This window comes from Propionibacterium acidifaciens DSM 21887, assembly GCF_000426605.1.
Classification (GTDB): domain Bacteria; phylum Actinomycetota; class Actinomycetes; order Propionibacteriales; family Propionibacteriaceae; genus Propionibacterium; species Propionibacterium acidifaciens.
Genome location: NZ_AUFR01000076.1, coordinates 1 through 1,798 on the forward strand (window position 1 = coordinate 1; position 1,798 = coordinate 1,798).

2 protein-coding genes are annotated in these 1,798 nt (G+C 51.2%); both read left to right on the forward strand.

Features of this window, described 5'->3' with window-relative positions:
• A partial coding sequence (locus tag K336_RS19055; RefSeq protein WP_162142633.1) for a hypothetical protein occupies positions 1-485 on the forward strand: 485 nt, incomplete at its 5' end.
• Between the two features lie 6 nt (positions 486-491).
• Positions 492-1,184, forward strand: a complete 693-nt coding sequence (locus tag K336_RS18825; protein WP_155945122.1) for a hypothetical protein — start codon at positions 492-494, stop codon at positions 1,182-1,184.
• The last annotated feature ends 614 nt before the right edge of the window (positions 1,185-1,798 follow it).

Genomic DNA, 1,798 nt, shown 5'->3' on the forward strand with positions numbered 1-1,798 from the left:
GCACCGTCCAGACCGTCCACAACATCGAAGTCAACAACACCCACACCTACCACGTCGCCACCACCAGAAGCTGGCTCCTCGTCCACAACGGATGCCGCTGGGACAGCACCGCGAGCAGATGGCGCGACACCGAAACCGGACAATTCCGCACAATCCCGGAAGACCCCACCGAAACCATCGTCAACGGCAGAGCCGACTACGAAAGCCTCCACCAGATGCGCGTGCAGAAGAACCTGCCCGACACATGGCAGCCAGACTCACAAAGATTCCCCGGCGGTGGCGAAAGATTCATCGATGGAGACAAAGATGTTCATCTGCACAGCCCCGACCAAGAAGCCCCCACAGGATCGAACTCAGCGACCGGACCGACCGCCATCATACGAGACACGCCTTCTAACAAGACGTTACGAGTGAACGGAACGTGGGGTCGCAACGAAAGGGCAAACTCAGCCCATATCCCCATGGACAACTCCCCCTACAAATGAATCGACGTGGTCAAAATGACAAAACTGGAAGACTTCGACGACCATCCCACTATTATGTGGTTCTTTCAAGAATTAGACATCATTCGCGCCCTCATGGCCATGCCGAAAGATTACCTGCGGAAGAACGCCCAAAAACTGAGGGATCTAGTGGGTGAACTAGGTTATTCACATATGGAGAACGTGGGGTTTATTCGCCCTAAAAATGAAGGACAGTTCTTACGCTTCGGGGAATGGGTTGACCACACTTGGAAAGAATTCGAAATGGCCTATGGCGAGAATTTCTCAAGTGCATTTAAAGTCACTTTTGACGATGTAGCAGAAGAATATCCTGGCTGGAGGGAGGAAGCAAGAGATCGCGACATAGATTGCGCTATGATGATGGCCACAATCCGTGATTTGTGTAGCGCCCATGAGGTTTTATATCCCGTAACCAAGAATGAGCTCTATGAGAAGGAAAAAGAAGGCGAAGTCCCCCCTGAAAGATTGGTAGGACTTGTGATTGAACAATTGGGGTCGTACACCTCCGATGAAGAGGAAGAGGTTCAGGAGATTCTCGACCGATTGGGCTCAACCGTTGCGAGCATGCGTACGACCGCAATCGCTGAAATGACAAAGAATTGCATCAAAGTGACACTTTCCCAGATGGGGGAAGAGCGAACTCGACTAGAGCGATTTTTGCCTGACGCATTGAGAAAATAAAAGACGAATACCACACTGAAGAAACTCAGCCACAGAACAATTTCGTATCCACCCGGACACATTCACGGAAATAGTCGACAGAACAGACGTGTCAACTTCTCAAGCATCGACTAGATCGCCACCCAAAAGGACTTGCCAAACGAATGGAGGCCCTCCCCGAACCCAGACAAGTTCCAAGACGGTGGAATCAAATATCGATCAGGCGGAGAGTCCATACACGGTCATGGAGAAAACATCGATGCACCACCGGATTCGTACGCCAGGAACAACCCCACGGCAACAATATCCAGGGGGCGCGAAGTATATCGACGGGACGGCACTTGGGGTGGACTTAGGGATGACCCGGGCGCAGCCCATCTTCCATTCGACGACTCACCTTTCAACAGGTAGTCCCACCCTTGAGGTTCCCATGGAAATCTTGGATAGAATCAACTCGACGATAAATAGATCCACCGCACTCGAACTTGAGGATGAAATAGCCATAATGACCGATCTTATGACCTTGAGGGTTATGCAAAACTCCTGATTTTAATCTTCGGTGATTCCCGCTCCCGGGCGTGTCGGAACAGACAATGAGGACCTGCCCTGAGACAATAAAGCAACCAATGGCCGAA